17 protein-coding genes are annotated in these 24,447 nt (G+C 67.4%); 6 read left to right on the top strand and 11 right to left on the bottom strand.

The window, feature by feature from the left end:
* The first annotated feature begins 27 nt into the window (after positions 1-27).
* A complete protein-coding gene (locus tag ABNK63_RS14010; protein ID WP_350015974.1) occupies positions 28-1,971 on the top strand; it encodes a M48 family metallopeptidase in 1,944 nt (647 codons plus the stop codon).
* On the opposite strand, the gene ABNK63_RS14005 is transcribed toward ABNK63_RS14010, so the two are convergent.
* Positions 1,956-3,563 carry a choline dehydrogenase gene (locus tag ABNK63_RS14005; protein ID WP_350015973.1) on the bottom strand — a complete coding sequence of 536 codons (1,608 nt, stop codon included), beginning with the start codon at positions 3,561-3,563 and terminating at the stop codon, positions 1,956-1,958. The genes ABNK63_RS14010 and ABNK63_RS14005 overlap by 16 nt on opposite strands.
* Positions 3,564-3,679: 116 nt before the next feature.
* On the opposite strand from ABNK63_RS14005, the gene ABNK63_RS14000 reads away from it, so the two are divergent.
* A complete protein-coding gene (locus ABNK63_RS14000) occupies positions 3,680-4,945 on the top strand; it encodes an MFS transporter (protein WP_007807617.1) in 1,266 nt (421 codons plus the stop codon).
* A gap of 18 nt (positions 4,946-4,963) precedes the next feature.
* Here the strand turns inward: ABNK63_RS14000 and ABNK63_RS13995 are convergent, their stop codons facing one another.
* Together ABNK63_RS13995 and mtgA are read right to left on the bottom strand one after the other, a co-directional pair.
* On the bottom strand, positions 4,964-5,392 hold the full coding sequence (locus ABNK63_RS13995) for a CBS domain-containing protein (RefSeq protein WP_007807618.1): 429 nt from the start codon (positions 5,390-5,392) through the stop codon (positions 4,964-4,966).
* Between the two features lie 124 nt (positions 5,393-5,516).
* Entirely contained in the window at positions 5,517-6,266 is a 750-nt protein-coding gene (gene mtgA / locus ABNK63_RS13990) for a monofunctional biosynthetic peptidoglycan transglycosylase (RefSeq protein ID WP_007807619.1), read from the bottom strand.
* An 80-nt stretch (positions 6,267-6,346) separates the two neighbouring features.
* On the opposite strand from mtgA, the gene ABNK63_RS13985 reads away from it, so the two are divergent.
* A complete protein-coding gene (locus ABNK63_RS13985) occupies positions 6,347-7,267 on the top strand; it encodes an Hsp33 family molecular chaperone HslO (RefSeq protein ID WP_007807620.1) in 921 nt (306 codons plus the stop codon).
* A gap of 6 nt (positions 7,268-7,273) precedes the next feature.
* Here the strand turns inward: ABNK63_RS13985 and ABNK63_RS13980 are convergent, their stop codons facing one another.
* Complete coding sequence (locus ABNK63_RS13980; protein WP_350015972.1) at positions 7,274-10,174, bottom strand: EAL domain-containing protein; 2,901 nt, start codon at positions 10,172-10,174, stop codon at positions 7,274-7,276.
* Positions 10,175-10,415: 241 nt separating this feature from the next.
* Between ABNK63_RS13980 and ABNK63_RS13975 the strand changes: the two genes are divergently transcribed.
* Entirely contained in the window at positions 10,416-11,327 is a 912-nt protein-coding gene (locus ABNK63_RS13975; RefSeq protein ID WP_007807624.1) for a hypothetical protein, read from the top strand.
* Positions 11,328-11,433: 106 nt separating this feature from the next.
* Here ABNK63_RS13975 and ABNK63_RS13970 read toward each other — a convergent pair whose 3' ends face one another.
* The 5 genes from ABNK63_RS13970 to ABNK63_RS13950 form a co-directional block, all read right to left on the bottom strand.
* Positions 11,434-12,339 (bottom strand): DUF4097 family beta strand repeat-containing protein, encoded by a 906-nt coding sequence (locus tag ABNK63_RS13970; protein ID WP_350015971.1) that lies wholly within the window; start codon positions 12,337-12,339, stop codon positions 11,434-11,436.
* A gap of 17 nt (positions 12,340-12,356) precedes the next feature.
* Positions 12,357-12,800 (bottom strand): hypothetical protein, encoded by a 444-nt coding sequence (locus tag ABNK63_RS13965; protein ID WP_007807628.1) that lies wholly within the window; start codon positions 12,798-12,800, stop codon positions 12,357-12,359.
* Positions 12,797-13,342: an RNA polymerase sigma factor gene (locus tag ABNK63_RS13960; RefSeq protein WP_007807630.1), complete on the bottom strand. Its 546-nt coding sequence runs from the start codon at positions 13,340-13,342 to the stop codon at positions 12,797-12,799. The genes ABNK63_RS13965 and ABNK63_RS13960 overlap by 4 nt, the downstream gene beginning before the upstream one ends.
* Positions 13,343-13,458: 116 nt before the next feature.
* Positions 13,459-15,243 carry a phosphoenolpyruvate carboxykinase (GTP) gene (locus tag ABNK63_RS13955; RefSeq protein WP_350015970.1) on the bottom strand — a complete coding sequence of 595 codons (1,785 nt, stop codon included), beginning with the start codon at positions 15,241-15,243 and terminating at the stop codon, positions 13,459-13,461.
* A 129-nt stretch (positions 15,244-15,372) separates the two neighbouring features.
* A complete protein-coding gene (locus ABNK63_RS13950; protein WP_007807633.1) occupies positions 15,373-15,951 on the bottom strand; it encodes a TetR/AcrR family transcriptional regulator in 579 nt (192 codons plus the stop codon).
* A gap of 126 nt (positions 15,952-16,077) precedes the next feature.
* Between ABNK63_RS13950 and ABNK63_RS13945 the strand changes: the two genes are divergently transcribed.
* On the top strand, positions 16,078-16,983 hold the full coding sequence (locus tag ABNK63_RS13945; RefSeq protein WP_007807635.1) for an alpha/beta hydrolase: 906 nt from the start codon (positions 16,078-16,080) through the stop codon (positions 16,981-16,983).
* Between the two features lie 9 nt (positions 16,984-16,992).
* Complete coding sequence (locus ABNK63_RS13940) at positions 16,993-19,452, top strand: acyl-CoA dehydrogenase (RefSeq protein WP_350015969.1); 2,460 nt, start codon at positions 16,993-16,995, stop codon at positions 19,450-19,452.
* Between the two features lie 61 nt (positions 19,453-19,513).
* On the opposite strand, the gene ABNK63_RS13935 is transcribed toward ABNK63_RS13940, so the two are convergent.
* Together ABNK63_RS13935 and ABNK63_RS13930 are read right to left on the bottom strand one after the other, a co-directional pair.
* Positions 19,514-20,524: a diguanylate cyclase gene (locus ABNK63_RS13935; RefSeq protein WP_350015968.1), complete on the bottom strand. Its 1,011-nt coding sequence runs from the start codon at positions 20,522-20,524 to the stop codon at positions 19,514-19,516.
* Between the two features lie 127 nt (positions 20,525-20,651).
* Positions 20,652-24,314 (bottom strand): response regulator, encoded by a 3,663-nt coding sequence (locus ABNK63_RS13930; RefSeq protein ID WP_350015967.1) that lies wholly within the window; start codon positions 24,312-24,314, stop codon positions 20,652-20,654.
* Between the last annotated feature and the right edge of the window lie 133 nt (positions 24,315-24,447).

The raw sequence follows: 24,447 nt of genomic DNA, 5'->3' as shown, positions 1-24,447 counted from the left end.
CGCCACGAAGCGGGTCCGGGAGTCTCCATGGATTTCTTTGCGCAGCAGGCTCGCGTGCGTAGCAGCAGCCGGCGCCTGGTCGTGCTGTTCGTGCTGGCGGTGGCCGCCATCGTGGCGGCGATCGATGCCGTGGTGTGGTTCACGCTGGGTCATCACCCGGTGGACGGCGGGCCGGCGCGCTCAAACCTGCCGCTGCTGCTCGGCAGCAGCCTGGCGGTGATCGCCGGCATCGGGCTCAGTTCGTGGTTCCGCATCAGGAGCCTGTCCGGCGGCGGCAGGGCCGTCGCCGAAAGCGTGGGCGCGGTGGTGGTACCGGTCGATACCCGCGACCCCGCATTGCGCCAGCTGCGCAACGTGATCGAGGAAGTGGCGATTGCGGCCGGTGTGCCGGTGCCGGACATCTGCCTGCTGGCGGACGAGCCCGGCATCAACGCGTTCGCCGCGGGCTACTCGGCATCGGACGCCGCGGTGTGCGTGACCCGCGGTTGCCTGGACCAGCTCACCCGCGATGAATTGCAGGGCGTGATCGCGCACGAGTTCAGCCATGTGCTGAACGGCGACATGCGACTGAACATCCGGCTGATGGGCCTGCTGTTCGGCGTCCTGGTGCTGGCGATCGCAGGGCGGCGGGTGATCGGGTTCGGCGGTGGCCGCAGCAGTCGGCGTGGCGGTGGCGGGCAGGTGGTGCTGATCGGGCTGGCGCTGATCGTGGTCGGCTACATCGGCTACTTCTTCGCGCGGCTGATCCAGGCTGCGGTGTCGCGTTCGCGCGAGGCGCTGGCCGATGCCTCGGCCGTGCAGTTCACCCGCCAGACCGACGGCATTGCCGGCGCGCTGAAGAAGATCGCGGCGCTCGGCGAGGGCTCGCGCCTGCAGATGGCGAACAAGCAGGAGGTGGCACACATGCTGTTCGGCGAGGCCGGCCGTTTCAATGCGCTGTTCGCCACCCACCCGCCGCTGCTGCAGCGCATTCGTGCACTGGAACCGGGTTTTCGCGAAGAGGAACTGGTCCGGATTGGCGTGGCGATGCAGCGCGCGGCCATGCCAGCTGCGGCCAGCCCCTTGTCGGCATCGGCACCGGCTGTGGCAGCGATGCGTGCCGGGGTCATTCCCGGAGCGGCGATCCCTCCCGTCGTGCCGTCGCTGCTGGCCGGTGCGTTGGCGAGCGCGGGCACGCCGGCCGGCGGACAGTTCCAGCGCGCGGCGGCATTGCATCAGGCGCTGCCTACGCGCTTGCGGGAAGCCGCGCAGCAGCCCGAGTCGGCGCTTGCGGTGGTGCTGGCGCTGACCGCCTCAGCGGCTGGACCGCAGCCGTCGCAACGGCGCATCATCGCCGATGCCTTTGGCGACGATGTGCACCAGGCGGTGCAGGGCCTCGCCGCTGAAGTGGTGAAGCTGCCGCCGATTGCCCGGCTGCCGCTGGCCTCGCTGGCCTTCCCCGCGCTGAAGCAGTTGCCGCCGGCGCGTCAGCAGACCGTGCAGAACACGCTTGATGCGCTGGTCCATGCCGATGGCCGGGTCGACCTCAACGAGTATTGTCTGGCCCGGCTGCTGCGCCTGCAGCTGAGCGAGGCGCAGCAGCCTCGACGTGCGCCGGTCGATGGCGCGAAGAAGCTGCCGGCTTGCCGCGCCAGCGTCATCATGGTCTGCGCCGTGGTTGCCGCGGGCGGTTGTTCCGACGAAGCCCGCGCGCGGCGCGCCTGGCTGGTGGCGATGCAGAGCGTCTTTCCCGGCGAGGCGATCGAATGGACGCCGCCGCCAGCGGCCTGGCAGGCGCCGTTCGAGCGCGCGCTGGACGATCTGGACGACCTCCTGCCGATCGCCAAGGAGCTGGTGATCCAGGCTCTCGTGGCGGCAATCAACGCCGACGACCTGGTCAGCGTGGAAGAAGCCGAACTGCTGCGCGTGATCTGCGCCAGCCTGCATTGTCCGGTGCCGCTCGGTGACGGGGTGAATCAGGCCACTGCCTGACTCGCGCCGCTTCCCGTCAGCAACGCGCTCGCCCGCTCGGCGATCATGATCGTCGGTGCATTGGTGTTGCCGGTGGGAAGCGCCGGCATCACCGAGGCATCGACCACGCGCAGGCCATCGATGCCGCGCACGCGCAATTCGCTGTCGACCACCGCGTGATCGTCGTTGCCCATGCGGCAGGTGCCGACCGGGTGATAGATGGTTTCCGCCTTGCGTCGGATGAAGTCGGTGTATTCGGCGTCGGTGTCGATGCGGCGTTCGGGAAACACCGGGGCGCCACGATGGGGGGCGAATGCAGGCTGGTCCAGGATCTCGCGCGACAGCCGCGCGGCCTCGATCATCAGCTTCAGGTCATGGCCTTCCGGGTCGCCCAGGTAATTCGCGTGGATCGCGATCGGTTGCGCCGGATCGGCCGAGTGCAGGCGCAACCGGCCGCGGCTGCGCGGGTGCAGGTAGCAGGCGTGCAGCGTATAGCCGTAGCCTGGCAGGCGGTGGCGGCCGTGATCGTCGAGCAGTGCCGGCACGAAATGGAACTGCAGGTCGCAACGCTCGTCGCCGGCGAAGCGGCTGCGCACGAAACCGCCGGCCTCGGCCACGTTGGAACTGCCCGGTCCATCGCGGTGGCGCAACCAGCGCAGGCCCGCGGACAGTTCGTTGAGGTGGTCATAGCTGATCCGGGTCGCATTGCCATCGAGCGTGCAGATGTCCAGATGGTCCTGCAGGTTGCCGCCGACGCCGGGCAGGTCCGCCTGCACCGCGATACCGTGGTTGCGCAGGTGATCGGCCGGGCCCAGTCCCGACAGCATCAGCAGTTGCGGCGAGTTGATCGCGCCCGCGGCGAGGATCACCTCGCCGCCCTCGATCCGTTCCGTGCCGTGCCGGCCGCGGCGCAACTGCACGCCGATGGCGCGGCCGTGCTCGATCAGCACGCGCTCGACCAGCGCGCCCGTGCGCACCTGCAGGTTGGCGCGACCGCGCACCGGTTTCAGGAACGCCGCTGCCGTCGAGCAGCGGGCGCCGTCACGCTGGGTGACCTGGTACAGGCCGAAGCCGGCCTGGCCGACGCCATTGAAATCGTCGTTGCGCGGATGCCCCGCACTGGCGGTCGCCTCGATCAGCACCCGTGACAACGGGTTGACGTGACGCAGGTCGGATACGCCGAGCGGACCGTGCATGCCGTGCAATGGGCTATCGCCGCGGCTGTTGTCTTCGCTGCGCACGAACCAGGGCAGCACCTCGTTCCACGACCAGCGCGGGTCGCCAGTGACCCGGGCCCACTCGTCGTAATCGGCGGCGACCCCGCGGATGTAGCACATCGCGTTGATCGAGCTGGAACCGCCCAGCGTCCTGCCGCGCGGCCACCACAGTCGGCGCTGGTTGAGCGCAGGCTCCGCTTCGGTGCGGTAGTTCCAGTTGAGGCGGCGATTGTTGGCCAGCCGCGCGATGCCGGCGGGCATGTGGATCAGCGGGTTCCAGTCGGTCGGGCCCGCCTCCAGCAGCAACACGCGCGTGGCCGGGTTGGCGCTGAGCCGGTTGGCCAGCACGCAGCCGGCCGAGCCGGCGCCGACGATGATGTAGTCATGGCGATCCATCAAGCTGCTGCCCCCGAAGAGTGAACATGGTCGCGTGCTAGGCTTGCCGCGCCCCACGCCGGATGTGCGAAGTGAGTCTGTACCGTCGGACCATGGTGAAACAAGCTGCAGCGCCGATGCTCTCCGCATTGGCGTTCTTCTTCGTGATGACTTCGTATTACATCATCCGGCCGGTGCGTGACCAGTTGAGCGGTGCGGTCGGTTCGCAGTCGCTGCCGTTGTTCTACGGCGCGGTGTTCGTGGTGATGCTGCTGATGACGCCGCTGTTCGGCGCCCTGGTGGCGCGTTTTCCGCGTCGCCAGCTGCTGGGCTGGAGCTACAGCTTCTTCATCGTGTGCCTGCTCGCGTTCGTGCCGGCCTTCATGGCGCAGGACCGGATCGGTGCGCGCGAACTGGGCGTGGTGTTCTTCGTCTGGGTCAGCGTGTTCAACCTGTTCGTGGTGTCGCTGTTCTGGAGCTTCATGGCGGACATCTTCTCCAGCGGCCAGGCGCGGCGCGTGTTCTCGCTGATCGCGCTGGGTGGCATGGCCGGTGCGATCTTCGGGCCGCTGGTGACCAAGCTGCTGGTGCATCTGATCGGCGTCGCGCCACTGCTGCTGGTTTCATCGGTGTCGTTGACCGCATCGATGATCCTGTTGCTGCGTCTTTCCGCCAGCCACGATCGTCAGCCCGGCAGCCAGGGCGACGAGGTGATCGGCGGCTCGTTGTGGGCCGGCATCAAGCAGCTGTGGTCACATCCCTTCCTGCGCTACATGGCCTTGCTGATGCTGTTCGGTGACGGCATCGGCACGCTGGCGTACGCGATGGTGGCCGATTACGCCAAGGCGAATTTCGCCGATGCCGTGGCGCGCACGGCGTTCTACAACAATCTGGATCTGGCCACCAACCTGCTCGGCGCGGCGCTGCAACTGAGCATCACGCCGTGGCTGCTGGTGCGTCGCGGCGCCGGCTGGGGCCTGGTCGTGCCGTCGCTGGTGAATCTGGTTTTGCTGGCTGCGGTGGCGCTGATCGGCAGCGGCAGCGTTTCGTTCTTCGGCTACAGTGTACCGCTGTTGCTGGCGGTGATGCTGGTAATCACGCGCGGCTTTGCCTACGGCATGACCAAGCCCGCGGTGGATGCGTTGTATACGCGGGTGCCGCGCGAGATGCGCTACAAGGGCAAGAACTTCGTCGAGACCGCGGTGTGGCGCTTCGGTGACCTGGTGGTGACCAGTGCGGTGAGCTGGCTGCGGATGCTGGGCTGGGGCATCGGCGGACTGGCGCTCGCCGGCGCGGGTGTGGCGGCGCTGGCGACGCTGGTGTCCCGCCGTGCAGGCTGGTCGCCGGACCTGGAGCCGGAAGAAAGGGTGCGCGCGAACACGGATGCGGAAGCGCCGCTTTGAGGCGGGCTCTCCCGAATCTCAGCTGGTGATGTAGCGCTCCAGATGCTCGATCTGTTCGGCCTGGGCGTCGATCACCGCCTTGACCAGGTCGCCGATGGAGATCACCCCGACCACCGTGTCGCCTTCCACCACTGGCAGGTGGCGGATGCGGCTGTCTGTGCACAGGCGCATGCAGTCGAACACGTCGGTGTCGGGGCCAACGGTGAGCGGGGTGCCGGTCATGATGTCGGACACCGCGGTCTGCGAGGAGGAGCGGCCCTGCAGGATCACCTTGCGCGCGTAGTCGCGCTCGGACATCACGCCGACCAGCTTCTCGCCATGCATCACCAGCAGCGCACCGACGCGATGCTCGGCCATGTGCTTGATCGCTTCGAGGACGGGGGTTTCCGGTGCAACGCGGTAGATCGCATTGCCCTTGCCTTGCAGAAGATGTTTGACCTGGCTCATGCGCGGATCCCCATTCGGCTACGGACGGGCTGCCCGGTGCCGAGTCTAGCGCCGCCTTGGTTCGCGCGTGTAGTGAAGTTGTGAATCGTGGCGCGCAGCAGCGAGCCCATGCCTGCCGCCGGGCTCAACGGCCCCGCCGTGGCGGATGTGCCGGAGCCTGGCCCTCGACGTAGCCGGTTCCGCCCAACTGCATCATCTGCTGCTGGATCCAGTTCGTCCGGCGCTGCACGTAGGCACTGGGCCGGTCTGCGTGCATGCGGCGCGGGCTGGGCAGGACCGCGGCCAGGCGGGCGGCCTGGGCCGGCCCCAGTCGTGCCGGTGGGGTGTGGAAATAGATCTCGCTGGCCGCGCCGACACCGTAGACGCCGTCGCCCAGCTCGGCGATGTTCACGTACACCTCGAGGATGCGCTGTTTGGGCCAGGTCAGTTCGATCAGCACGGTGAAGTACGCTTCCAGGCCCTTGCGCACGAAGCTGCGGCCGTTCCACAGGAACAGGTTCTTGGCGGTCTGCTGGCTGATCGTGCTGGCCCCGCGCAGGCGCTTGCCGTCATCGGCCGCGTCGAGCGCGTCCTGGATCGAGTCGAGGTCGAATCCGTGGTGATAGGGAAACTTCTGGTCCTCGCCGGCCACCATCGCAAGCGGCACCCAGGGCGAAACCTGCTCCCACGGGACCCAGTGCTGGCGCAGGTGAAAGTCCTTCTCGCCATGGATCAGGGCACCGAGCTGCCGTTCCAGCATGACGGCCGAGGTCCATGGCGGCACGAAGCGCAACACCAGCACCAGCAGCCAGCTCAGCGCCAGCCAGCCGAGCAGCAGAATGGCGAGCGATCGCAGCAGGCGACGAAACGGGAGGCGACTGAACAAGGCGGGCATGGCTGGCAGTATAAGGGGCGTTGTGCGGGCGCCATGGCGACCCCATCTCGGCCGATTGAATCGAAACGGAATCCCCGATTGTGGAAAACCTGCCTGTCGAAGACGTAAACCTGCCCGTCCAGGACGTGCTGCATCGCTTCCTGCTGGAACGCGCCGGCGTGCGCGGGGCGCTGGTCCGGCTCGGGCCGGCCTGGCGCGAGGTGGCGGCGCGCGCGGAATATCCGCTGCCGCTGCGCGGCCTGCTTGGCGAGGCGCTGGCGGCCAGCGCGCTGCTTACCGGCAACATCAAGCTCGATGGCGCGCTGTCGCTGGAACTGAAGAGCTCCGGCGCGCTGCGCCTGCTGTTTGCCGAATGCAATGATCAGGGGCATCTGCGCGGACTGGCTCGCTGGAATGAACCATTGCCTGCACCGCTGGCCCTGGACGCGTTGTCCGATGCGATCATGGCAATCACCATCGGCAATGTGGATCGCGGCCAGCGTTACCAGGGCCTGGTCGAGTTGCGGCACGCCGGTCTGGCCGATTCGCTGGAGGACTACTTCGTGAAGTCCGAGCAGTTGCCGGCGCGCATCATGCTGGCCGCCGATGGCGAACATGCCGTCGGACTGATGCTGCAGAAGTTGCCGGGCGAGGGTGGCATCGACGCCGTGCACGACGAGGACGCCTGGAACCGCGTGCTGCAGCTCACCGCGACCCTGGGCGTGGAGGAATTGCTGGGCGTTGCGCCGGAGCAGCTGCTGTATCGCCTTTATCACGAGGAGTCGGTGCGCCTGTTCGAACCTCGGCCGCTGGCATTCGGATGCAGCTGCAGCCGCGAACGGGTGACGGCGATGCTGCGTTCGCTGGGTCGCGAGGAAGTGGAAGCGGCCCTGCTGGCCCGCGACAACGAGATCGAGGTGATCTGCGAGTTTTGCGCGCAGCGCTACCACTTCGACCGCATCGATGCCGAGCATCTGCTCAGTGACAGTGCGGCGCCAGCGGCGCCAGGTACCGCGCAGTGAACTGCTTCAGGCCAGCAGCAGGGGTTTTTCGGCACTGAGCCAGGTGCTGGCCGGTTGTGGCCGGGCGAACAGGAATCCCTGGCCGTAACGGCAACCCACGCGCATCAGCGCCTGGCGTTGCGACTCTTCCTCGATGCCTTCGGCGATCACCTTCATCTGCAGCGAATCGGCCAGCACCTGGATCGCGCGCACCAGCGCCAAGCCCTGGGTCTCGGTGTCGTCCGGCGGCAGCTCGGTGATGAAGGAACGATCGATCTTCAGCGTCTCGAACGGATACTGGTGGAGATAGCTGAGCGAGGAATAGCCGGTGCCGAAGTCGTCCAGCGCGATGCCGACGCCGTGGCTGCGCAGGTTCTGCAGCATCTGCTTGACCTGGGTCGGATTCTCCAGCAGCGCGTGCTCGGTGACCTCGATGCGGATGCAGCGGGTGGGCACGGCGTACTGGTTGAACAGCGCCAGCAGGCGCTGGTCGAGATCGGCCACCCGGAAGTGCCGGCCGGACACGTTGATGCTGATGAAGCCTTCGGTACCGATCAGGCGCACGGCCTGGGTGCACACCTGCTCGAAGATCTGCCAGTCGATCGCCTCGGCGCAGCCGCATTCCTCGGCGATCAACAGGAAATCGCCCGGCGAGAGCAGGCCGCGTTCGGGATGATGCCAGCGCAGCAGCGCCTCGTAACCGGTGACGCGTCCGTCGGAGAGTTCCACGATCGGCTGGTAGAACGGCTCGAATTCGTTGCGGCTGAGCGCGTGGCGCAGGTCGCTTTCCATGTCCAGCAGCGACAACGCCTCGCGGCGCAGGCGGTCGTCGAACATCGCTGCACGATGGCGACCGCCATCCTTGGCGTTGTACATCGCCGCGTCGGCGTCGCGCAGCAGTTCCTCGGGCTGGCGGTAATGCGGGCTGGACAGCGCGATGCCGATCGACGCCGAGGTGAAGATCTCCTTGGTGCCAAGCCGGAACGGCGTCTGCAGTTCGCTGATGATGCGATCGGCGATCAGCATCGGCTTGGCGGTGTCCACGATGCCTTCCAGCAGCACGGCGAACTCGTCGCCACCCAGCCGCGCCACCACGTCGCGCGTTTTCAGGCAGGCGCGAATCCTGCCACCCACCTGGAACAGCAGGTCGTCGCCGACCAGGTGCCCGACCGAGTCGTTGATCACCTTGAAGCGGTCCAGGTCGATGAACAGCACCGCGAACTGTTCGTTCGGATTGGCGATGTAACGCTGCATTGCCTGTTCGAGGCGTTGCAGCAACAGGGTGCGGTTCGGCAGGCCGGTCAGCGAGTCGTGCAGTGTCTCGTACTTCAGCCGGCGCTCGACCCGCTCGCGCTCGGCGATCTGTTCACGCAGGTCGCGATTGGCCAGTGCCAGGGCGCGGGTGCGCTCGGTGACGCGGCGTTCCAGCCCGGCGTAGGCCTGCTTCAGCGAGGTCGCCGCCTGCTTGCGTTGCAACGCGTTGGCGATGTGGTAGCTGACGAAGGTCAGCAGTTCCTGGTCGCGCTCGTTGTAGGTGTGTTCGGGCGAGTAGCTTTGCAGCGCCAGCACGCCGGTCGCCTTGCCGCCCCAGATCAGCGGCACGCCAAGCCAGCACACCGAACGGGTGCCGAAGTGGCTGATCTCGCCGAGCGCGCTGAGCCGCTCGATCTCGGCCGGCGTTGCCAGCAGCGGCTTCGCGTGGCGCAGCACATATTCGGTGGCGCCTCGACCGTGCGCGCGCGGTGGACGCACGTTGTCGATGTCGTCCACCGAATACGGGAAGGTGAGCTGCCCGCTTTCCTCGTCGACCAGGGCGATGTAGAAATTGCGCGCGTACAGCAGCCCGCTGATCACCTGGTGGGTGGCGGCGTAGAACTTCTCCAGGCTTTCGGCGGTGTTGGCCAGTTCCGCGATGCGGAACAGCGCCGCCTGCAGGCGTTCCCCGCGCTGACGCTGCAGCACTTGCTGGCGCAGCACGCGGTTGGCCTCGCGCAGCGCCGCCGTGCGGTCGGTGACGCGGCGGCCCAGTTCGATGTGCGCCTCGCGCCGTTCCAGCGCCGTCTGCACGTGCTGGGCCACGTAATTGAGCAGGTCCAGGTCGTGCCGCGAATAGTGCGTGTCCGGCCGATAACTCTGCATCACGATGCCGCCGACCACGCGACCGGCGCGCAGCAGCGGTGCGCCGAGCCAGTGCTCGCAACTGGGGCCGACCAGCACGAAGCGGTCGCCGAACTGCTGCCTCAGCTCGTCGATGGAACCCATCAGCGGCCGGCCTTCCTGCAACAGGTTCCAGGTCAGGCTGTGCAGCAGCTCGTGCATCGGCACGCTCTGGTCCGGCGGCGGCGGATCGGTGTCGGCGATGTCGACGTAATAGGGGAAGCGAACCGTGTCGGTCGCCGCGTCGTACAGCACGATGTAGAAGTTTTCCGCGTACATCAGGCTGCTGACGATGGCATGCAGCGAGCGCATCATCTCGGGCATGTCGTGCCCGGCGCCCGCCTGTTCGGCGATGGCGTAGAGCGCGCGTTGCAGGCGCTCGGCCAGGGCCAGGCGCGAAATGGCCTCGTACAGGCGGCTGGTCTCGGCCAGCTGGCGCAGGCGGATGTCGGCCAGCCGACCCAGCCACTCCAGCTGGTCGCGAGTGACCTCGGCCAGCGGCAGGTCGGGCCATTCCAGGATCAGGGTGCGCGAACCTTGCGGGTCTTCGGCGAGATCCAGCTGGCCAGCCAGGTGCGCGACCTGTTCGTCGCGCCGGCGCCAGCGCAGATGCCCCTGGACCCCGAAATGGGTCAGCACCAGCTCGCAGATCTCCATCACGCCAGCCGCATCCGCCGCCTCGAACAGGCGTTCGACCGCCGCGTGCAAGGCCGCAGGGTCTCGCGACACCGGCGGTGACGGAGAGGGACGGATCGTCGGTGTGGCGCTCATGAGGCTAAGGCTGCTTCCGGGACGACCTGGTTGAGCCGGGATGACACGCCTTTATATCGTGTAAACCCGCTGCCCCGCCAGCGTCAGCCCGGGGAACCCCCGCGCCGGCCGGGGGTCGAACGTGCTCGCCGAGTCCCCGATATGTGCGTTTCGGCAGCTTTTCAGGGTGTTAGCAAAACGTAAAACGGGGTACACTTGCCCCCAATCACGCTTCTGTTCGAGTGAGTCACCGGTTCCGACCATGCGCCGTCTCTCCGCCCTCCTGCTGACCTTTGCCTTGCCGCTTGCCGCGGCCGGTCAGTCCGTGGGCGCCGACAGCGGGGTGGCCGATGCCTTGCTGGCGCAGCCGGCGGCTTCCGCCACCCGGGCGGACGCGGGCACGATGGTACCGCTGTGGCGCACGGCCGATGGCCATGTGCTGTCGCTGAAGACCGATCGCAGCAGCACGGCCGAAGCCATGGCCAGCCATTCGCCGCTGGCGTTGCGGGTGCTGGACGGCTCCAGCGTGACCAGCACCGGCGTGGAATACGGACTCGGCCCCCGCCTGCAGGCACATGCCGAGGTGAGCGAGCTTTCCTGGACCCATCCGGGGCAGCGTTTGCGCGGCAGCGAAGTGGGCGCCACCTATGCGACCGACCGCTACAGCGTGGGCGTCAGCGTGGGCACCAACAGCGCGCCGAACGCGGGCAATGTCCTGCCGCGCGTCCTGCCGGGTGCGGCGCCGGGCGTGGATGGCCTTTCCAGTTTCGACAACAGCGCACAGCTCAATGCCCGCGGCCGTCTCGCGCTGGGCAGCAAGAGCGGCATCGACCTGGGTGCCAGCGTCGGTCGCATCCATCTGCTTCCCGGCAACCTGCTCGGCGTCGACACGCTGGATCAGAAGGCGCTGAGCTTCGGCGTCGATCACGGCTCGTTGAGCGGTGTGCTGACGGGCCGCACGATGCAACCACAGGTGGCCATCCCTGGCGACCTCAATGCCGATCGCCGCTGGAACAGCATCGATCTGGGCGTGACCTGGCGCCTGCCGTGGCGCGGCTCGCTGAGCGTCGGCGCGCAGAACCTGTGGTCCTCCGGCACGCCGGCCAATACGCCGGCGGGTCCCGAGCCGGACCAGTCGCGTACGCCCTACGTGCAGTACCACCAGGATCTCTGAGCGGCGGCTTTTGCCGCAGCCAGGATCTCACCGGAACAGAAACGCCGTCGCTTGCGCGACGGCGTTTTCATTTGTGCATGGCGCGGGCAGGGCCACGCCGACCTGTTCAGTCCTGCCGGCGCACGCGCAGGTCACCGCTGAAGGTCTCGACGTTGATCTTGCCCTGGCCGTTGCCCAGGCGGGCATCGAGCGAACTGCCCGGGCCGTGTTCGGGTTGGGTTGCCGTGCCGAAGTCGCTGCGCAGATTGCCGCTGAAGCTGGTGGCGTGCAGGCTTGCATTCGTGCCGGCGGGAACCTGCAATTGCACGTCGCCACTCATGCTGTCGATATTGATGCTGCCGTCGGCGGTCAGCCCGCCGTTCAACTGGACGTTGCCCGACACCGTGCTGAGCGTGAGTTTCTGCCAGGGCCCGCCGCTGGCCTGGATGCGGCCGGAGATGGTTTGCAGTTCGACCTGGTTGCCGAGTGAGGGAGCGAGGATGTCGCCGCTGACGGTCTGCAGCTCGACCTTGTCCGCATGCCCGGCCTGCTCGATGCCGCCGCTGACGCTGTCCACCGTCAGCGAGGGCGTGCGTGCATTGATGCGCGCCTTGCCACTCACGGTATTGACCTCGATGCTGCCGCCATCCATGCCGTCGATCACCAGCGGTGCGCTGACCACGTCGACCTCGAGCGAGGCGGCCCTGGGTACATGCAGTTCCAGCGTGGTGGCGGACATGTTGTTGTCGCCGCCCCAGTTGAACCAGCCGCCGGAGCTTCCCTTGGGTTCCACCTTGATTTCCAGGCGATCCTTGCTGCCGGTGATCGCCAATGGCTTGGCGCCCTCGCCGAGGCGGCCGCTGACCTGCACCTCATTGCGATCCCAGGCGATCACGTTCACCGTGCCGGCGACATTGCTGATGCTGACCCTGGCGGTAGCCGAGGCGTCGTGGTGCAGGTTGATCGGCGTGTCGGCCAGGGCCTGGCCGATGCAGAGGCACAGCAGCAACGGAAGATAGCGTGCGGTTTTCATGCTTGTTCCTTGATGTATCAGCCGGACTGGTTGGCCAGTTGGCGAAGTTGGGATTGTTGCTGTTCGGTGCGGCCGAGCAGACGGTGCAGCGCGAGCGAGTCAGGCGCCTGCCGGATCGCCAGTTGCAGTTCCATGCGGGCGGCGTCCAGTTCGATGGCGGCGCCGCTGAGGCGTGGATCGGATGGCTTCCACGAGGTGGTGCTCGCGGCGACCCGGGTGGTCACCATGTCGGCCGGGCCGCGCGTGGCGTGCCAGCCGATGCCGGCGGCCAGCAGCAGCGATGCGGCGAGTGCCGCACCGAACAGCCAGCGTCGCCGATGCGCGGGGGCATGGTTGCCTGCGCTGACGTCGCGGTGTTCGGCCTGATCGAGCGCCGAGTCGATGCCCGCCCAGAGGTCACGCGATGGTGACATCGGCTGGCACAGCTCGCGCATCTGTCGACGCCATTCGAATTCATTCATGAGCTTTCTCCCAATACCTTGCGCAGCAGGCCGCGGGCGCGGTGCAACTGCGCTTTCGAGGTGCCCACCGCCATGCCCAGTTCGGCACCGATTTCCTCGTGCTTCCAGCCTTCGACGTCGTGCAGCACCAGCACTGCGCGGGCACGCGGCGGCAGCTTGCCCACGGCGTGTTCCAGTTCCTCGCGCTCGGCGGCGCAGAACGGCGTGCCGCCGGCGTCGGGCAGGTCTTCCTCGTCCATCATGCTGACCGGATCGGCGCCGCGGGCGCGGATGTCCATCAGCGCCACGTTCACCGCCAGCCGGTACAGCCAGGTGCCGAACGCGCTTTCATGGCGGAAGCCCGGCAGCTTCTGCCAGGCGCGGATGAAGGCATCCTGGGTGAGATCCTCGGCGCGCGCGTGGTCGTAGCCGGCGAGCCGGTACACCGCGCCGTGCACACGTCCCACGTGCAACTGGTACAGCCGCTGGAATGCGCGGCGGTCGCCGGCAGCGGCGGCGCGCACGTCATCGCTGTCGTTGGTTCCCGCTGGGGCAGGCGACATGGTGCTTCCGAGAGCGGGGCAGGCGGCGTTCATCTTGCCAGCTTGGATGCGCCACCGCGCGAAAGGGTTTGAAGCCGCGCGGGCAGGTCGTGGCGGCCTGCCCGCGATCGGTCACTTCAGGACGCCGTCGCTTCGCGGCGCGGCTGCTCGCTGACCCTGTCCAGTGCGTCGGCAACCCGCTGCTGCTCTCGTTGCAACGACTCGGGCAGGCGCGGGGCGAAGGTCTGCAGGTAGTCGCCGATGGCGGCCAGTTCGGCCTGCCAGCCGGCCAGGTCCACGTCGAGCAGTTCGTCCAGGTGCGCCTGGTCGAGCCTGAGGCCGTCCAGCTTCAGTTCGCCCTCGGCCGGCAGGATGCCGATCGGCGTCTCCACACCGCTGACGCGGCCTTCGGCGCGATCGATCATCCATTCCAGCACGCGCAGGTTGTCGCCGAAGCCCGGCCACAGGAACTTGCCGTCGGCGCCCTTGCGGAACCAGTTGACGTGAAACACCTTCGGCAGCTTCGCGCCCGGCTGGTCGAACGACAGCCAGTGCGCGAAATAGTCGCCGTAGTGATAGCCGGCAAACGGCTTCATCGCCATCGAGTCGCGGCGCAGCACGCCGACCGCGCCGGTGGCGGCGGCGGTGGTTTCCGAACCCATCGCGGCGCCCATCAGCACGCCGTGCGTCCAGTCGCGCGATTCCATCACCAGCGGCAGCAGCGAGGGGCGGCGGCCGCCGAACACGATCGCGCTGATCGGCACGCCTTGGGGCGCTTCGGCCATTTCCGACCAGGTCGGACACTGGCGCGCGCTGACCGTGAAGCGGGAGTTGGGATGGGCGGCCGGGCCATTGGCCGGGTCATATGGACGCCCCTGCCAGTCGGTGACCGGCGTGCCGGGCAGGCCTTCCCACCACGGCTGGTTGTCGGCGGTGACCGCGACGTTGGTGAAGATGGTGTCGTGCGAAATGCTCTTCAGTGCGTTCGGGTTGGTGGCGTTGCTGGTGCCCGGCGCCACGCCGAAGAAGCCCGCTTCCGGGTTGATCGCGTACAGCCGTCCATCTGCGCCGGGACGCATCCAGCAGATGTCATCGCCCACCGTCCACACCTTCCAGCCGGCCTGGCGGTAGCCTTCCGGCGGAATCAGCATGGCGAGGTTGGTCTTGCCGCAGGCAGACGGGAAGGCGGCGGCGACGTAGTGCGTTTCGCCCTGCGGGTTCTCGATGCCCACGATCAGCATGTGCTCGGCCAGCCAGCCTTCCGTGCGGGCCTGGTTCGAGGCGATGCGCAGCGCGTGGCATTTCTTCCCCAGCAGGGCGTTGCCGCCGTAGCCCGAGCCGTAGGACTTGATCGACAGCTCGGCCGGGAAGTGCATGATCCAGCGGCGTTCGGGGTCGAGCTCGCCTTTCGAGTGCAGGCCCCTGACGAAGCTGCCATCGCGCTCGATGCGGGCCTGCGCGGCGGCGCCCATGCGGGTCATGATCTTCATGTTGGCAACCACGTACGGGCTGTCGGTGATCTCGACCCCGCAGCGCGACAGCGGCGAGTCGATCGGTCCCATGCAGTACGGGATCACGTACATGGTGCGGCCTTCCATGCAGCCGTCGAACAGGGCATCGATCTTCGCGTGCGCCTCGGCCGGGTCCATCCAGTGGTTGTTCGGGCCGGTGTCTTCCTGATTCGGGTGGCAGACCAGGGTGAGGTGTTCGACCCGGGCCACGTCGGTGGGATGGGAGCGGTGCAGGTAGCAACCCGGATGGGTCTGCTGGTTCAGCTCGATCAGGGTGCCGTCGGCCAGCATCTGCTGCACCAGGGATTGATATTCGGCATCCGAGCCGTCGCACCAGTGAATCTTCGCGGGCCGGGTCAGGGCGGCGACTTCATCGACCCACTGCGCGAGCGCTTCCAGCTTGCTGGCCATCGTGTCCTCTTGAGGTTTTTTGAAAAATTGATCTGAAACGGTAGTTTGCAGGCACTGGTATTGCAAGGCTGCATGCAACAAAAAACGGCGCCAGAGGGCGCCGTTCGGGGCTTTTCCAGCGCTTTCCGTTCAGGCCGGAATCAGGGTCGCGATCATGTGTTCGACATAGGCGTCGAACTCTTCCAGGTTCAGTCGCGGCAGTCCCAGGGTGAAGTTGAGTTGCAGGAATCCGACATAGGCGGCGTAGGTCAGCCGGGCCCGGTTCAGGGCCTGCGGCGGCGGCAGGCCGGATTCGCGGTAGGCCGTGGTCAGGAACTCCATCCGGCGCTGCGACACCCGCGCCATCACCGGCACCACCTGGGGGTGATCCAGCGCTTTCAGCAGCGCGGCGTACACGCGGTGCGGCTGCAGTTCGTGGGCGACCCGACGGAACAGTTCCGGCAGCCGCTTGCGCGGGTCGCTGATCTGTTCGATCTGCCCCAGCACTTCGCGCTCGCCGTACTGTTCCCAGCGTTCCAGTGCCGCATGCAGCAGCGCTTCACGGGTGCGGAAATGCCAGTAGAAGCTGCCCTTGGTGACGCCGAGTTGGCGGGCGAGAGCTTCCACCGCCAGCGCGCCCACGCCTTGTTCGGCGATCAGCTGCAGGGCGGCAAGTTCCCAATCTTCGGCGGACAGCCGGGTACGTTCTGGCTTGCTGCTGACATTCATGTCCGTATGGTAGCCAGACGCCGTGCATTTGTAATGTGTGGGGCCGCGGAGCCCGGGCGCGGGCTCCGCGGCCCACGCTGGCGGCACGGTTGACGAGGTTCGCCGAGGCAATCCATACTCATACGTATGGTTCAGAGTGATCGCCACGCCGCTGCCTGCTCCCGCTTCCCCGTCGCCGACCTGGATCTGGCGGTGGAGATCCGCCATGCCGATGGCGATCCCGGCTTGCTGTTTGCCCACGGTTTCGGCCAGACCCGCCATGCCTGGACGGGCGCAGCGATGGCACTGGCCGAGGCGGGTTGCCGCTGCGTGACGTTCGACAGCCGTGGTCATGGCGAAAGCGATCGCGTTCCCCACGGGGCCGGCTATCACATGGACCAGTTCGCCGATGACCTGCTGCGCCTGGCCCATGCACAACCGCAGCCGCCGATCCTGGTAGGCGCGTCGATGGGCGGTCTGCTCGGCATGGTGCTGGCCGGCGAGATCCATCCTTCGCCGTTTCGCGCCCTGGTGCTGGTCGACATCACCCCGCGCTGGGAAACCGCCGGCGTGGAACGCATCCTGGCCTTCATGCAGGCGCACCCGGACGGCTTCGACAACTATGCCGATGCGGCCGAGCAGATCGCCGCATACCTGCCGCAGCGACGCGAGCGCAAGAGCGAACAGCAGCTGCGCCCGTTGTTGCGCGAAGGTGCCGACGGTCGGCTGCGCTGGCATTGGGACCCGGCCCTGCTGGCGGGCGATCTGGTGCAGGAAAGCGAGCGCTATCAGCCTCGCCTGCAGGCCGCCGCGATGAAGATTTCCGTGCCCGTGCTGCTGCTGTCCGGCGCCCGCAGCGACGTGGTGTCGCGTGCCACGGTCGACGAGTTCCTGCAACTGGTGCCGCACGCCGAACACGTCGAGTTGCCGCACGCCACGCACATGGTGGCCGGTGACGCGAACGATGCCTTCACGCGCGAGGTCGTGCGCTTCGTGCAGAGTCTTGATTCATTACCCGTCGGCCGGCTCGCCGCCGCCGTTCAATCGCAATGAGGTGTTGAGATGTCCGTGCTACTGACCCTGCTGGCGGCGCTGATTGCCACCGGCGCCTGCGCCTACCATCGCACCAGCCTGCGTACGTGGGCGATCGCCACCATCGTCACCACGCTGGTGGTCGGCCTGCTGGTGCATGCGCCGTGGACCACGGCGATCTTGCTGATCATCGAACTGGCGATCGCCGTGCCGCTGCTGCTGGTCGACTTCCGCCGCAGGCAGATCAGCGCGCCGCTGCTGAAGATGTTCGCCAAGGTCACGCCGAAACTGTCCGAGACCGAGCAGACCGCGCTGGAAGCGGGCACGGTGGGCTTCGAGGGCGAGCTGTTCTCCGGCAAGCCGGACTGGCACGAGCTGCTGAAGCAGCCGAAGCCGGAGCTCAGCGTGGAAGAGCAGGCTTTCATGGACGGCCCGGTGGAACAGTTGTGCGCGATGATCGACGACTGGCAGATCACCCACGAGCTGGCCGATCTGCCGCCGAACGTGTGGGACTTCATCAAGAAGAACCGCTTCTTCGGCATGATCATCCCTAAGCAGTACGGCGGCCTGCAGTTCTCCGCGCTGGCGCATTCGGCGGTGCTGCAGAAGCTCAACAGCATGTCGGCCACGGTCGCCTCGACGGTGGCCGTGCCGAACTCGCTGGGGCCGGCCGAACTGCTGCTGCACTACGGCAGCGACGAGCAGAAGAATCATTACCTGCCGCGGCTTGCCGTGGGTGAGGAAATCCCGTGTTTCGCGCTGACCGGCCCGTACGCCGGTTCCGACGCCACCTCGATCCCCGACACCGGCATCGTCTGCAAGCAGCTTGTCGACGGCGTGGAAACGCTGGGCATCAGGCTCAGCTTCGACAAGCGCTACATCACGCTGGCGCCGGTGGCCACCGTGGTCGGCCTGGCCTTCCGCATGTTCGACCCGGAGCATCTGCTCGGCGACAAGGAAGACCTCGGCATTACCCTGGCGCTGCTGCCGCGCGCCACGCCGGGACTGGAAATCGGTCGTCGCCACTTCCCGCTGAACATCCCGTTCCAGAACGGACCGGTGCGCGGCAAGGACGTGTTCGCGCCGCTGTCGGTGCTGATCGGCGGCCCGCAGATGGCCGGTCACGGCTGGCGCATGCTGGTCGAGTGCCTGTCGGTGGGCCGCGCGATCTCGCTGCCGTCCAACGCCACCGGTGGCATGCGTGCCTCGGCGCTGGCCACCGGCGCGTACGCCCGCATGCGCAAGCAGTTCGGTCTGGCGGTGGCTCGTTTCGAGGGCGTCGAGGAGGCGCTGGCGCGCATCGGCGGCCTGACCTATGCCACCGCAGCGCTGTCACGTGCCACCGCGGCCGCGGTTGATCGCGGCGAGAAGCCGGCGGTGCCGTCGGCGATCGCGAAGTATCACGCCACCGAATGGGCGCGGCAGATCGCCAGCGACACCATGGACGTGCACGGCGGCAAGGCGGTGCAGCTGGGGCCGAGCAACTACGCCGGGCGTGGCTGGTCGGCGGTGCCGATCGCGATCACGGTGGAGGGCGCCAACATCATGACGCGCAGCCTGATGATCTTCGGCCAGGGCGCGATCCGCTGCCATCCTTACGTGCTGAAGGAAATGCAGGCGCTGTCGATCGTCGATCGCGGCGAGCAGCTGAAGGTGTTCGATCGCCTGCTGTTCGGCCACATCGGCTTCGGCATCTCCAACGCGGTGCGCAGCCTGGCGATGGGCCTGAGTGGCGCCAGCATCGGCGAGACCGCCGGCGACGCCTATACGCGCCGCTACTACCGCAAGCTGGATCGCTACTCCGCCGCGCTGGCGCTGTGCGCCGACGTGTTCATGGGCGTGCTGGGCGGCAAGCTGAAGTTCAAGGAGAAGCTGTCCGCACGCCTGGGCGACGTGCTCAGCTACCTGTACATCGCCAGCGCCATGCTCAAGCAGTACGAGGACAACGGCCGGCCGGAAGCGGATCGCCCGTTCCTGGCCTGGGGTTTCCACCAGTGCATGTGGTTGATCCAGAACGCGCTGGATGGCGCGATCCGCAACTTCCCGGTGCGCCCGGTGGCATGGCTGCTGCGCGTGCTGGTGTTCCCGCTGGGTCGTCGCGAAGTGCCGCCGTCCGATCGCCTGGGCCGTCGCGTGGCCGCGCTGCTCACCGCGCCGAACGAGGCTCTCGAACGCCTCACCGCCTGGGTCTACACCACGCCCACGGCGAACAACACGATCGGCCGCATGAAGGCGTTGCTGCCTGACGTGATCGCCGCCGAGCCGGTCGACCGCAAGTTCGGCAAGGCGCTGAAGTCGGGCCAGTTCGCCGCGCACGACTATCTGGGCCAGCTCGCCGAGGCGCAGCAGGCCGGGGTGATCTCCGAGGCCGAAGCGGGCCTGCTGCGTCGCGTGCGCGAAGGCGTGTTCGAGTTCATCTCGGTGGATGACTTCGACACCGACGAGCTGCGCGCACTCAAGATCCGTCCGCAGAATTCGGCCGGCCACTAAGTCCGAAAGATCGCCAGGTCTGAAAGATCGCCGCGCCACCTGACGGGTGGCGCGGTGCGTTTCACGTCCTTGCCAGCACGCAGCGGTTCTTGCCGTTGCGCTTGGCTTCGTACATGGCGTTGTCCGCCGCCTGCATCAGTTGCTCTTCCGCATCGGCCTGTCCGCTCGGGGTGTATGGCGCGATGCCGATGCTGGCGCCGACGCGAACCTCGACCCGCTCGCCGTTGACGCGCAGGCTGTAGGGCTCGCCCAGTGCGGCGCAGAGTTTCTCGCACAACTGCAGCGCCATCTGCGGGTCGTCGATTTCCTCCAGCACCAGTGCGAACTCGTCGCCGCCCAGGCGGGCCACGGTGTCGTTGCTGCGCAGGTGCGTGGGCAGGCGACTGGCGATCTCCTGCAGCAGCGCGTCGCCGGCGGCGTGGCCGTGGCGATCGTTGACGCCCTTGAACCCGTCAATGTCGATGCAGGCCAAGGCGAAGCTGATGTGGTGCCGGTTGGCGCGCTGGATCGCTCCCTGCAGGCGGTCACGGAACAGGATGCGGTTGGGCAGGCCGGTGAGCGGGTCGTGGCTGGCCTGGTGGCGCACCATGGTTTCGATCAGCTTGCGCTCGGTGATCTCGCGTTGCAGCTCCTCGTTGCGATCGGCCAGCTCGGCCATCGCCTCGCGCAGTTTCATCCGCGCGGAATGGAGCTCCAGGAAAACGCGCACCTTGGACTGCAGGATCACGTCGTTGATCGGTTTGGCGATGTAATCCACCGCGCCGGAGTGGTACCCCTTGAGCCGGTTCAGGTCGTCGGCGTAGGCGGCGGTGACGAAGATGATCGGCGTCCCGCTGAGGTGCTCGGTGTCGCCGAGCAGGCTGGCCACCTCGAAACCGTCCATGTCCGGCATGTTGACGTCGAGCAGGATCAGCGCGAACTCGTGATCCAGGCACAGCGCCAGCGCCTGGTTGCCGCTGGTCGCCTCGAACAGTTGCGCGCCGCTGTGCGCGAGCAGGCGGCGCATCGCCACCAGGTTCGCCGGCGTGTCGTCGACGATCAGGATCTTCGGCTTCATCGATTCGCTGGTCATGCCCGCTGCTCCCCGCGTCCGGAAGGGCACCGTAGCCGATGCGGTCGTGGTTCCGCGTAAACCCGGTCTTCTTCCACCAGTGCGCTGCTGCCGGGCAGCGCTTGCTGCGGCCTCTCGCGGCTGGCGCTCACGATGGCTCGCTCGTCAGCCAATGGCGCAGCATGATGGCGAGCTTGTCGATGTCGATCGGTTTGGACAGATAGTCGTTGGCGCCCATCTGCAGGCACAGCTCGCGGTCGCCGGTCATCGCCTTCGCCGTCACGGCGATGATCGGCAGCGTCGTGAAGTCGGCCATGTCGCGGATGTTGCGTATCGTCGCATAGCCGTCCATGCCCGGCATCATGATGTCCATCAGGATCAGGTCGGGCCGCTCGCCGGTCTGCAAGGCGGCCAGCGCCTTGTAGCCGTCTTGGGCCATCTCGACCTGCAGGCCCCAGCCGCGCAGCACCTTGGACAGCGCGAACAGGTTGCGCATGTCGTCGTCCACCAGCAGCACGCGGTGGCCGGCCAGCGTGGCTGTCGGAGCCGCCTCCGTCGTTGCGGGCGTCGCTGCGGGTCGCGGGATGTCCTGCAGGAAGGCGCCCACTTCCTGCAGCAGGCGTTCGCTGGAACGGGCGCCCTTGAGCACGATGGCGTCGGCGTACCGGCGCAGTTTCAGCTGTTCGGCCGGGTCCAGTTCGCGCCCCGAGTACACCACTACCGGCGGCATCGCTTCCGGTCGGTCCGACAGGTGCTCCATCAACTCCAGGCCCGACATGCCCGGCAAGCCCAGGTCCAGCACGATGCAGTCGTAGCTGACCTCGGCGATCTTCGGCAGCGCGTCCTCGGCCGAATCCGCCTCATCGAGCTCCACGTGGTGGCCACGCAGCGCGGTGCGGATGGCCTTGCGCGAGGCGGCGTCATCCTCCACCACCAGCAACCGGCGGCGCTTGCCCTCGCCGAAGCGCAGCAGGCGATCCAGGGCCTCGGCAATCGCCTCGCGACTGACCGGCTTGGTCAGGAAGCCGACCGCGCCCCGTTCCATGCCGCGCCTGCCGACGTCGCTGACCGACACGAAATGGACGGGGATCGAGCGCGTTGCCTCATCCACCTTGAGCCGATCGAGCACCGTCCAGCCGTCCATCACCGGCAGTGACACGTCCAGCAGGATGCCCGACGGGTGATGTTCGCGCGCCAGCTGCAGGCCGGATTCGCCGTCCAGCGCGGCCAGCGCCCGATAGCCCCGGCGATGGATCAGGTCGATCAGGATGCGCACGAAAGCGGGGTCATCCTCGATCACCAGGATGGTGACCTGGCCCGGCAGCAGCGACTGCCGGTCGTCCTCGATGGCGGCGGGCAGCAGCGCCGGCGGGGCGATGCGACGGGCTTGCGTCGCGTGGGCGGCTTCCGTCTCGACGACGGGTGCAGTGGTGGCCGGCGGGGTTTCCGGCAGCAACAGGGTGAACTGGCTGCCGCGTCCGGCGTCGCTGCGCAGCACCACGTCGCCACCCAGCAGTTGCGCCATCTTGCGCGAGATCGCCAGGCCCAGGCCGGTACCGCCGAATTGGCGGCTGGTGCTGGCGTCGACCTGCTCGAACGCGTTGAAGATGCGCTCGAGCTTGTCCGGCGGAATGCCGATGCCGGTGTCGCTCACGGTGATCGCCAGCAGCGGCTGGCCGGACAGCGCCGCAGGCATTTCCAGGTCAGCCTGCGGACGGCCGATGTGCAGTGTCACCGCCCCGCTGGCGGTGAACTTGAACGCATTGCTGAGCAGGTTGTTGGCGATCTGCTCGACCTTGCCGCCATCGGTGGCGATGACGTCGGGCAACCCCGGGTCGATCGTCATCTCGAAGCCGAGCTGCTTGTTGCTGGCGACATGGGTGAAGTTGCGCTGCAAGCGCCTGCCCAGCTCGGCGAGGGAAACCTCCTCGACCATCAGCTCCATCTTGCCGGCCTCGACCTTGGACAGGTCCAGGATGTCGTTGATCAGGTGCAGCAGGCTGTTGCCGGCGTCGTGGATGATCTGCGCCGATTCGATCTGCTCGTCGTCGAGGTTGCCGGTGTCGTTGTCGGCGAGGCTGCGCGACAGGATCAGCAGGCTGTTCAGCGGCGTGCGCAGCTCATGCGACATGTTGGCCAGGAATTCCGACTTGTACTGGCTGGCTCGCGCCAGCTCGGCCGCCTTTTCCGCGGTTTCCTGCTGCAACTCCTCCAGCACGACCTTCTGCCGGTTCAGGCTGTCCGTCATGTCGCGCAGCTCTTCGTTGGAGGAGCGCAGCTCCTCGGCCTGCACGCGTTGTTCCTCCTCGGAGGCGATCAGGCGCTTCGACTGCTCCTCCAGCTCGGCGGTCTTCGCCTGCAGCGTGGCGTTGCTTTCGTGCAGCACCTCCTTCTGCTGGCGCATCACCAGCTCGGACAGGCGCAGCTCGTCCGCCTGTTCCTGCGTCTGCTGCAGCAGGTCCTGGGTATGCACGGCCTGGTTGAGGTTCTCCAGCGCCAGCGCCACGATCGGCAGCAACTCGTCCAGCAGCTGCCTCTGCAGGGCGGTCAGCGCCGCGAAGCTGGCCAGTTCCAGCACGCCGATCAGGGTTTCGCGATAGATCACCGGCAGGATCGCGAGATGGGTGGGCACCGCCTCGCCGCTGCCCGAATCGATGTGCAGGTAGTCGGCCGGCACCTGGTCCAGGATGATCGCCTTGCGATCCACCGCGCACTGCCCGACGAGGCCCTCGCCGGGCATGTACTGGTCGGCGGACCGGTTGCTGAGGCGCAAGCCGTAACTGCCCAGCAGGTCCAGCCGATGACGCGCGTCATCGAACGAGTAGAACAGTCCCAGGCCCGCGTTGCACAGCGGCACCACTTCGCTGGTCAGCCACTGGGCGAAGTCCTTGTGGGTGGTGGCCTGCAGCAGCACCTGGGAAATGTCCGCCACCCTGGAGCGGATCCAGGAGCGCGCCGCGGTGTCCAGCGACATCTGCTTGAACACCTGCAGCGCGCGGGCGATCTCGCCCACCTCGTCGCGGCGATCCAGCCGGCGTATCTCGAAGTCGTGGTTGTGGTGGGACAGCTGGGTCATCTGGTCGGTGAGGCGCCGCAGCGGGCGGATCACCAGTTGCGAGGTCAGCCGGATGACGGTGATGCCGAGCAGGATGCCGAGCAGGATGGAAAGCGCGTTCAGCGCCTTGGTGTTGCGCAGGGTCAGGTCCAGCTGCTGGTTGCGCAGGGCCAGCAGACGGCTTTCCTCGTCGGCCATCTGGTCCAGCACCGCGGATATCTCCTCGACGCGCACGGTGCGCCCGGCGATGTATCCGGCCTGGATGCGCTGACGTTCCAGGGCGGCGTCCGGGGCGCCCGGGTCCAGCCGCTGCAACGGTGTGATGCCCAGATCGACCACCTGGCGTTGCCAGCGGCCGGCCATGGCGGCCACGGCGTCGAGCCGGCCCTGCTGCAGGGGGTTGTCCGCCACCAGCTGGCGCAACCCGCGAATGCGCAGGTCCAGCTCGCGCGTGGACTTCCGGAACAATGCGAGCTCGTTGTCCGACCCCGTCAGCAGAAAGCCGCGCGCGCCCACCTGGGCGGTCTGCGCGGCGCGTTGCACCGTGTCGATCTGCAGCAGGGCCTGATAGGTGTGGCCGGCCCAGCGCCGGTTGCTCTCCTGCGTCTGCAGGGAGTGCAGGGTCACCACGTTGGCGACCAGGAACACGCCCAGCAGCAGGCCGATGGCCAGCATCATCTTGCGCGTCAGTGGCTGGTTGGCCAGCCACGAGATCTTCCTGCGGTAACCGGGCTGCTGCGAATTGTGGGTGGCCATGGCGGTGTCCGATACCGGCGAGGTGGGGTCGCCGGTCGGCGACCCGTCCTCAGGGTAGCCGCTACGCCGACCAAACCCCAACCGCGTGCCGTGGCGAATTCAGCTCCGGGCCAGCCACCGGTTTCGCCGCCTG

This window comes from Rhodanobacter sp. IGA1.0, from assembly GCF_040208325.1.
In the GTDB taxonomy this organism is placed as follows: Bacteria; Pseudomonadota; Gammaproteobacteria; order Xanthomonadales; family Rhodanobacteraceae; genus Rhodanobacter; species Rhodanobacter spathiphylli.
Note: the sequence above shows the minus strand (reverse complement) of the source record. Positions and strands in the feature narration are given on the sequence as shown.

Bases quoted from the DNA above. Each gene is read 5' to 3' on its own strand.
- ABNK63_RS13970 (WP_350015971.1), bottom strand. From the start codon at position 12,339: ATGAAAACCGCACGCTATCTTCCGTTGCTGCTGTGCCTCTGCATCGGC.
- mtgA (WP_007807619.1), bottom strand. From the start codon at position 6,266: ATGCCCGCCTTGTTCAGTCGCCTCCCGTTTCGTCGCCTGCTGCGATCG.
- ABNK63_RS14010 (WP_350015974.1), top strand. From the start codon at position 28: ATGGATTTCTTTGCGCAGCAGGCTCGCGTGCGTAGCAGCAGCCGGCGC.
- ABNK63_RS13930 (WP_350015967.1), bottom strand. From the start codon at position 24,314: ATGGCCACCCACAATTCGCAGCAGCCCGGTTACCGCAGGAAGATCTCG.
- ABNK63_RS13960 (WP_007807630.1), bottom strand. From the start codon at position 13,342: ATGTCGCCTGCCCCAGCGGGAACCAACGACAGCGATGACGTGCGCGCC.
- ABNK63_RS13975 (WP_007807624.1), top strand. From the start codon at position 10,416: ATGCGCCGTCTCTCCGCCCTCCTGCTGACCTTTGCCTTGCCGCTTGCC.
- ABNK63_RS13955 (WP_350015970.1), bottom strand. From the start codon at position 15,243: ATGGCCAGCAAGCTGGAAGCGCTCGCGCAGTGGGTCGATGAAGTCGCC.
- ABNK63_RS14005 (WP_350015973.1), bottom strand. From the start codon at position 3,563: ATGGATCGCCATGACTACATCATCGTCGGCGCCGGCTCGGCCGGCTGC.
- ABNK63_RS13980 (WP_350015972.1), bottom strand. From the start codon at position 10,174: ATGAGCGCCACACCGACGATCCGTCCCTCTCCGTCACCGCCGGTGTCG.
- ABNK63_RS13995 (WP_007807618.1), bottom strand. From the start codon at position 5,392: ATGAGCCAGGTCAAACATCTTCTGCAAGGCAAGGGCAATGCGATCTAC.
- ABNK63_RS13965 (WP_007807628.1), bottom strand. From the start codon at position 12,800: ATGAATGAATTCGAATGGCGTCGACAGATGCGCGAGCTGTGCCAGCCG.
- ABNK63_RS13940 (WP_350015969.1), top strand. From the start codon at position 16,993: ATGTCCGTGCTACTGACCCTGCTGGCGGCGCTGATTGCCACCGGCGCC.
- ABNK63_RS13945 (WP_007807635.1), top strand. From the start codon at position 16,078: ATGGTTCAGAGTGATCGCCACGCCGCTGCCTGCTCCCGCTTCCCCGTC.
- ABNK63_RS14000 (WP_007807617.1), top strand. From the start codon at position 3,680: ATGCTCTCCGCATTGGCGTTCTTCTTCGTGATGACTTCGTATTACATC.
- ABNK63_RS13935 (WP_350015968.1), bottom strand. From the start codon at position 20,524: ATGACCAGCGAATCGATGAAGCCGAAGATCCTGATCGTCGACGACACG.
- ABNK63_RS13950 (WP_007807633.1), bottom strand. From the start codon at position 15,951: ATGAATGTCAGCAGCAAGCCAGAACGTACCCGGCTGTCCGCCGAAGAT.